General features: G+C 72.0%; 7 protein-coding genes and 1 pseudogene. 7 read left to right on the forward strand and 1 reads right to left on the reverse strand.

The features are described 5' to 3' along the window. The 3 genes from GT030_RS18905 to GT030_RS18915 form a co-directional block, all read left to right on the forward strand. Positions 1–1,109 (forward strand): HAMP domain-containing sensor histidine kinase (locus GT030_RS18905; RefSeq protein ID WP_161202094.1); only part of this gene is annotated, 1,109 nt, incomplete at its 5' end. 406 nt (positions 1,110–1,515) lie between these two features. Then, positions 1,516–1,812, forward strand: coding sequence for a DUF4193 domain-containing protein (locus tag GT030_RS18910; RefSeq protein ID WP_005481602.1), 297 nt, complete (start codon positions 1,516–1,518; stop codon positions 1,810–1,812). A gap of 13 nt (positions 1,813–1,825) precedes the next feature. Beyond that, positions 1,826–2,731, forward strand: a complete 906-nt coding sequence (locus GT030_RS18915; protein WP_161202095.1) for a hypothetical protein — start codon at positions 1,826–1,828, stop codon at positions 2,729–2,731. A 13-nt stretch (positions 2,732–2,744) separates the two neighbouring features. Here the strand turns inward: GT030_RS18915 and GT030_RS18920 are convergent, their stop codons facing one another. Further along, positions 2,745–3,209, reverse strand: coding sequence for a DUF3093 domain-containing protein (locus GT030_RS18920; protein ID WP_161202096.1), 465 nt, complete (start codon positions 3,207–3,209; stop codon positions 2,745–2,747). A 90-nt stretch (positions 3,210–3,299) separates the two neighbouring features. Between GT030_RS18920 and GT030_RS18925 the strand changes: the two genes are divergently transcribed. The 4 genes and pseudogenes from GT030_RS18925 to GT030_RS18940 all read left to right on the forward strand — a co-directional run. Continuing rightward, complete coding sequence (locus tag GT030_RS18925; protein ID WP_031183439.1) at positions 3,300–3,878, forward strand: PaaI family thioesterase; 579 nt, start codon at positions 3,300–3,302, stop codon at positions 3,876–3,878. After that, a pseudogene (gene dut / locus GT030_RS18930) lies at positions 3,875–4,422 on the forward strand (dUTP diphosphatase). Before GT030_RS18925 ends, dut begins: the two are co-directional and overlap by 4 nt. Before the next feature lies 1 nt (position 4,423). After that, positions 4,424–5,179: a DUF3710 domain-containing protein gene (locus GT030_RS18935; RefSeq protein ID WP_161202097.1), complete on the forward strand. Its 756-nt coding sequence runs from the start codon at positions 4,424–4,426 to the stop codon at positions 5,177–5,179. A 197-nt stretch (positions 5,180–5,376) separates the two neighbouring features. Further along, positions 5,377–7,087, forward strand: a 1,711-nt coding sequence (locus GT030_RS18940; protein ID WP_161202098.1) for a DUF4118 domain-containing protein, incomplete at its 3' end; no start/stop codon positions are given.

The raw sequence follows: 7,087 nt of genomic DNA on the forward strand, positions 1-7,087 counted from the left end.
CCGCCCAGGCGATCAGCACCGGCAACCAGCCGCTGTTCAAGATCGTCGGCTACCAGGACCTCCGGGTCACCAGCGGCAACTGCCCGGCGATCAACAACACCACCAGCCTGTCGCTCCAGGACTTCAACACCGCGATCAGCCAGTGCGTCGACCACCAGCGCCAGGTGGCCCTGGACAACCTGCTCAGCCGCTCGCTGCTGGCCCTGCTGGGCCTCGCGGTGATCGCCTTCGCGTTCGGCTACGCGATGGCCGGCCGGGTGCTCTCCCCGCTCGGCCGGATCACCCGCACCGCCCGCCAGGTGGCCGGGTCGGACCTCTCCCGCCGGATCGAGCTGGACGGCCCGGACGACGAGCTGAAGGAGCTTGCCGACACCTTCGACGACATGCTGGAGCGGCTCCAGCGGGCCTTCACCGCCCAGCAGCGCTTCGTCGGCAACGCCTCCCACGAACTGCGCACCCCGCTGGCGATCAACCGCACCCTGCTGGAGGTCCACCTCTCGGACCCGAACGCCCCGGTGGAGCTCCAGCAGCTCGGCAAGACCCTGCTGGCCACCAACGAGCGCAGCGAGCAACTGGTGGAGGGCCTGCTGCTGCTCGCCCGCAGCGACAACCAGATCGTCGAGCGGGGTCCGGTGGACCTCGCGGAGGTGGCCGGCCAGGCCATCGACCAGGTGCGCGGCGAGGCCGAGGCCCGGAGCGTGGAGATCCGCAGCGAGCTGGAGCCCGCCGTGGTGCGCGGCAACGGCGTGCTGCTGGAGCGCATCGCGCTCAACCTCGTACAGAACGCGGTGCGCTACAACCTGGCTCCGGACGAGACGCAGCGCGACGGCGGGGTGGCGGAGAGCGGCTGGGTGGAGGTCAGCACGGCGGTCGAGCACGGCCGCGCGGTGCTGACCGTGACCAACACCGGTCCCGTGGTGCCCGCGTACGAGATCGACAACCTCTTCGAGCCCTTCCGGCGGCTGCGCACGGAGCGTACGGGCAGCGACAAGGGGGTCGGGCTCGGGCTGTCCATCGTGCGGTCCGTGGCGCGGGCGCACGGCGGCCACATCGCGGCCGTGCCGCGTGAGGGCGGCGGTCTGGTGATGCGGGTGACGCTGCCGTTGTGACCGCCCTTGTCACAGATCCCGACACTCGCGGAGGATGTTCGCTTCGCGCGGAATTTTCCGAGCACCGAAAGAGGTTTTCCCTGTGTGATCAATCACATGGGCGGATTTCCAGCCATGCACTGTCTGTGATCATGACGGGGGTCGGAAAGCCGGGAAAATCCGGGTTTTCAAGGCTCCTGATCACGGGAAGTACACGATGAGGCGCCTTTGAGGTGCGGCATCCGAACCGTGTACGGTCCTCACCGCCATCCAACCCGATCACTCACGAGGAACCGGGTTGGGTGTCGATTGAGTAACAGACCTTGATGTGAGGCAAAATCTCCGCCTCAGGTCGGGCACAAGTCCGGCCTCTCACGCGTTACGTGCGCTGAAGACACCGCAGACACCCAGAGGGGGAGAGCGACACATGGCAACCGATTACGACACTCCACGCAAGACCGACGACGACGTCGACTCGGACAGTCTCGAAGAGCTGAAGGCCCGCCGGAACGACAAGTCCACCTCCGCGGTGGACGTCGACGAGTTCGAGGCCGCTGAGGGCCTCGAGCTGCCGGGCGCCGACCTCTCCAACGAGGAGCTGGCCGTCCGCGTGCTGCCCAAGCAGCAGGACGAGTTCACCTGCATGAGCTGCTTCCTGGTCCACCACCGCAGCCAGTTGGCCCGTGAGAAGAACGGCCAGCCGATCTGCCGCGACTGCGACTAGGGACGGGTCGGCCGTGACTGGCTCGACCCCTCCGCGGAAGCGCCGCTTCCACCTTCCGGGAGCGGACAAAGGGCTCTTCAAGGGCTCGCACGGCACACGTGACGAAGACGAGCGGGGCCCCGCCGGACCGGGGGCCTCGCTCGAACCGGCGTTTGAAACCGACGCGGCCAGGACGGGGGAGTCCCCCGGCCGCGCGGCGGCGATGCGCGCCCGCGCCCGCCTGCTGGCCCGCGAAGGCGCCCGCAGGGGCGGCACGCACGCCCGCGCGGGACTCGCCTACGTCGCCGACCGGGTCATCGACCTGGCCCCACGCGTCCCCGTACGCGACCTCGCGACCCTGCGCCGGCAGTTCCCGGGCCTCGGGCCCGAGCAGCTCGCCGACAAACTGGTGGCCGGAGCGGCCGCCGGTACCTCCACGGTCGGCGCCGGGATCGGCGCTGCCGCCATGCTCCCCGTACCGCCCGCCATGCCCACCGAGCTGGCCGCCGAGATCACCGGGGTGGCCGCGATCGAGCTGAAGCTCATCGCCGAACTCCACGAGGTCTACGGCCTGCGCCCGCCGGGCGGCCTCCGCGTCCGCAGCATCGCGTATCTGTCCTCCTGGTCGGGGGAGCGCGGCATCGACGTGATGAAGCCGGCGTCCATCGACGTCGCCCTCAGCGGCCGGATGAAGCGCGAACTGCGCCAGCAGGTCATGAAGCGCATGGTCCGGAACCTGCCCAACCTCATGCCGTTCATGGTCGGCGCCGCCGTCGGCGCGGTCATGAACCGCCGGGACACCCGCAAGCTCGCCGCACGCGTGCGGGCCGACCTGCGCAAGAGCCAGGTCCCCTGGGACAGGCTGGCCGACCTGCCGCCGCTGGAGGAGCCCGAGGACCCGCTGAGGATCACCGGATACCCGGAGGGCACCGGCAGCTGACGCCCCGCGAGGCTCAGGCGGCCGGGGCCTTCGCGCCCGCGATCGCCGCCGCCAGCTTCTCCGGCTCCCGCGTCGACAGGTACAGGTACGGCGTCGGGTCCTCGGGGTCGGTCACCTCGACCCGCAGCGCCGTCGGGATGTAGGCGCGCAGCAGCAGGAACGCGCGGACGTCGGCCTTGTAGGTGCGCCAGGCGCGGGCCCCCTCCGCGTCCAGCACCTCGGCCGCGCCGAGTGCCGACACCGGAATCCGCGCATCGCCCGCGATCAGCGCGTCGCCCACCACACGGATGCGCGGGGAGCCGTACGCGCTGGCCATCACCGCTGCGACGGCCGTGCCACCGACCAGACCGCCGAGCAGCGGCAGGGTGCCGAAGGGCAGCAGGATCAGGGCGAAGGAGAGGCCCACGAGCACGCTGATCAGCCACCACGAGCGCGGGGCGGTCAGGCGTTCTTCGTAGGGGGCGGCGGAGAGCTGCATGAGCCAAGCTTGGCACGGTGGACGGACATCCCGGACGCCGGGGCGGCGGCGTGGTGGCGGCCACAGGGCGGAGCGGTAAGGTCTGCGCCTGTGAGTTCAGCCAGTCTCCAGCCCCCCGCCGACGCGCAGCCCCCCGTCCGGCACCCCGACGCCCCCGCCCCCGGTGAGCCGCTCGGTGCCCACTACGAACACTGTTTCGGCTGCGGTCCCGGCCAGCCGCACGGGCTGCACCTGGAGGCACGAGCGGGCGACGGCGTCTCGCTGACCGCCGAGTTCACCGTCCAGCCCGCCCACCAGGGCGCCCCCGGCCTCGCGCACGGCGGGGTGCTGGCCACCGCCCTGGACGAGACCCTCGGCTCGCTGAACTGGCTGCTGCGCACCATCGCCGTCACCGGACGGCTGGAGACCGACTTCGTGGCTCCGGTGCCCGTCGGCACCGTGCTGCATCTGCAGGCGGAGGTCACCGCGGTCGCCGGACGCAAGATCTACTCCCGCGCTACCGGCCGCATCGGCGGCCCCGAGGGCCCCGTCGCCGTCCGCGCGGAGGCGCTGTTCGTCGAGGTGAAGGTCGACCACTTCACCGAACACGGCCGCGAGCAGGAGATCCGGGCCGCCATGAGCGACCCCGACCAGATCCGGCGCTCCCGCGCCTTCGAGGTGAACCCGTGAGCGCCCCGCTGGACGTCCGGCTCCGCCGCATCGACCCCGACGTACCGCTTCCGGCGTACGAGCACCCCGGTGACGCCGGGGCCGATCTGCGCACCACCGAGCGTTGCGAACTGAAGCCCGGTGAGCGGGCCGTGCTGCCCACGGGCGTGGCCATCGCGCTGCCCGAGGGGTACGCGGCCTTCGTGCACCCCCGCTCGGGGCTGGCGGCCCGCTGCGGAGTGGCGCTTGTGAACGCCCCAGGGACGGTTGATGCCGGGTACCGTGGAGAGATCAAGGTGATCGTGGTGAATCTCGATCCGCGCGACAGTGTGCGGTTCGAGCGCTTCGACCGGATTGCCCAACTGGTCGTCCAGCAGGTCGAGAGGGTCCGCTTCCAGGAGGTCGCGGAACTTCCCGGTTCGGTGAGGGCCGAGGGGGGCTTCGGGTCCACCGGAGGCCACGCCTCGGTGGACGGCTAGCGCGGCACGACGGTCCGGCCGCCACAGGTGGCCGGGCGGGTGGGAATCGATACGCTTCGGTCGTATCCGACCGGGAAGGACAGTGACGTGTTCGGACGTCGCAACAAGAAGGGTGCCGCCGAGGACGCGGCCGGCGAGGCCGAGCAGGTCGTCGACAGCGTCGACACCGAGGCGGAAGAGCAGACGCGGGTACGGCTCGAGCCCGAGCCGCGCCCCGACGGACCCTGGGACTCCACCGAGGTGCGCGACCCGGCCGAGGGCCGCGTCGACCTGGGCGGTCTGTTCGTACCCGGGGTCGACGGCATGGAACTGCGGGTCGAGGTCGCCGGTGACGCGATCGTCGCCGCGACCGTCGTACTGCGCGACAGCGCCGTCCAGCTCCAGGCGTTCGCCGCCCCCAAGCGCGAGGGCATCTGGGGCGAGGTCCGCGACGAGATCGCGAGCGGCATCACCCAGCAGGGCGGCATCGTCGACGAGGTCGAGGGCCCCCTCGGCTGGGAGCTGCGGGCCCAGGTGCCGGTGCAGCTCCCGGACGGCACGGGCGGCTTCCAGGTCGTGCGGTTCGTCGGCGTGGACGGCCCGCGCTGGTTCCTGCGCGGTGTGATCTCCGGCCAGGGCGCGGTGCAGCCGCAGGCGGCCGGGCTGCTGGAGCAGATCTTCCGGGACACGGTCGTGGTGCGCGGCGAGGGCCCGATGGCGCCCCGCGACCCGATCGTCCTCAAGCTGCCCAACGACGCCCAGATGGTCCCCGAGGGCGTCCAGCAGCAGGAGGAGGAGGGCTCCCGCTTCTCCGGCGGCATGGGCCAGCTCCAGCGCGGCCCGGAGATCACCGAGGTCCGCTGAGCCCGGAGACGGAGCAGAGGCCAGCCTGAGACACAGCTGAAGGGCCGTACCCCCGGGGGTGCGGCCCTTCGCGCGCGCCCGACGCGTCAGGGTTGCGTCAAAGCGTCCCGTCGCGCGGCCCCCCGTCCGCTTTGTCCGCACCGCCCGCCGTAAGGTCGACGCGGCGTAGGCGGCAGTCACCGGAAGACAATGGGGCCATGGCACGCGGCAAGCTTCGGATCTACCTCGGCGCGGCACCGGGCGTGGGCAAGACCTACGCCATGCTCGCCGAGGCCCACCGCCGCCTGGAGCGGGGCACCGACTGCGTGGTGGCGTACGTCGAGCACCACGGCCGCCCCCGTACCGAGACGCTGCTGCACGGCCTGGAGCAGGTGCCGCGCCGCCGGCTGGAGCACCGGGGCGCCTCCTTCGAGGAGATGGACGTCGACGCCGTACTGCGCCGCGCGCCCGCCGTCGCCCTGGTGGACGAACTCGCGCACACCAACGTGCCCGGCTCCCGCAACACCAAGCGCTGGCAGGACGTGGAGGAACTCCTCGCCGCCGGGACCGACGTCGTCTCCACCGTCAACATCCAGCACCTGGAGTCCCTCGGCGACGTGGTCGAGTCGATCACCGGGGTCCGCCAGCGCGAGACGGTGCCCGACGAGGTGGTCCGCAGGGCCGACCAGATCGAGCTGGTCGACATGTCCCCGCAGGCGCTGCGCCGCCGTATGGCCCACGGCAACGTCTACCAGCCCGACAAGGTCGACGCGGCCCTGTCCAACTACTTCCGCCCCGGCAACCTCACCGCCCTGCGCGAACTGGCCCTGCTGTGGGTGGCCGACCGGGTCGACGAGCATCTGAACGCCTACCGCAGCGAGCACCGGGTCTCCCGGATCTGGGGCTCCCGCGAGCGCATCGTGGTCGGCCTGACCGGCGGACCCGAGGGGCGCACCCTGATCCGCCGTGCCGCCCGGCTCGCCGAGAAGGGCGCCGGCGGCGAGGTGCTGGCGGTCTACATAGCCCGCAGCGACGGCCTCACCGCCGCCTCCCCGAAGGAACTCGCTCTCCAGCGCACCCTGGTGGAGGACCTCGGCGGTACCTTCCACCACGTGGTCGGCGACGACATACCCGCCGCCCTGCTGGCCTTCGCCCGCGGCGTCAACGCCACCCAGATCGTGCTCGGCTCCTCCCGCCGCAAGACATGGCAGTACGTCTTCGGACCCGGCGTCGGCGTCACCGTCGCACGGGAGTCCGGACCCGACCTCGACGTGCACATCGTCACCCACGAGGAGGTCGCCAAGGGCCGCGGCCTGCCCGTCGCCCGCGGCTCGCGGCTCGGCCGGGGCCGGATCGTCGCGGGCTGGGCGACCGCGCTGGCGGGCCCGGCGCTGCTGGCGCTGCTGCTCAACGCCGTCGACCTCGGCCTCGCCAACGACATGCTGCTGTTCCTGGCCCTGACGGTCGCCGCCGCCCTGCTCGGCGGACTGCTGCCCGCGCTCGCCTCGGCCGCGCTGGGCTCCCTGCTGCTGAACTTCTTCTACACCCCGCCCCTGCACCGGCTGACCGTCTCCGACCCGCGGAACATCGTCGCCATCGCTATCTTCTTCGGCGTCGGCATGGCGGTCGCCTCCGTGGTCGACCTCGCCGCCCGCCGCACCCACCAGGCGTCCCGGCTACGGGCCGAGTCTGAGATCCTCTCCTTCCTCGCCGGCAACGTCCTGCGCGGCGAGACGAGCCTGGAGGCGCTGCTGGAGCGGGTCCGGGAGACCTTCGCCATGGAGTCCGCCGCCCTGCTGGAACGGGCCGGCGACCTTCAGCCCTGGACCTGCGCGGGCCGCGCCGGACTCGGACCCCCGCTGGAGCGGCCCGAGGACGCCGACGTGGACATGCCGGTCGGCGACCACATGGCGCTCGCCCTCACCGGCC

Source organism: Streptomyces sp. SID1328, assembly GCF_009865595.1.
In the GTDB taxonomy this organism is placed as follows: Bacteria; Actinomycetota; Actinomycetes; order Streptomycetales; family Streptomycetaceae; genus Streptomyces; species Streptomyces griseoluteus.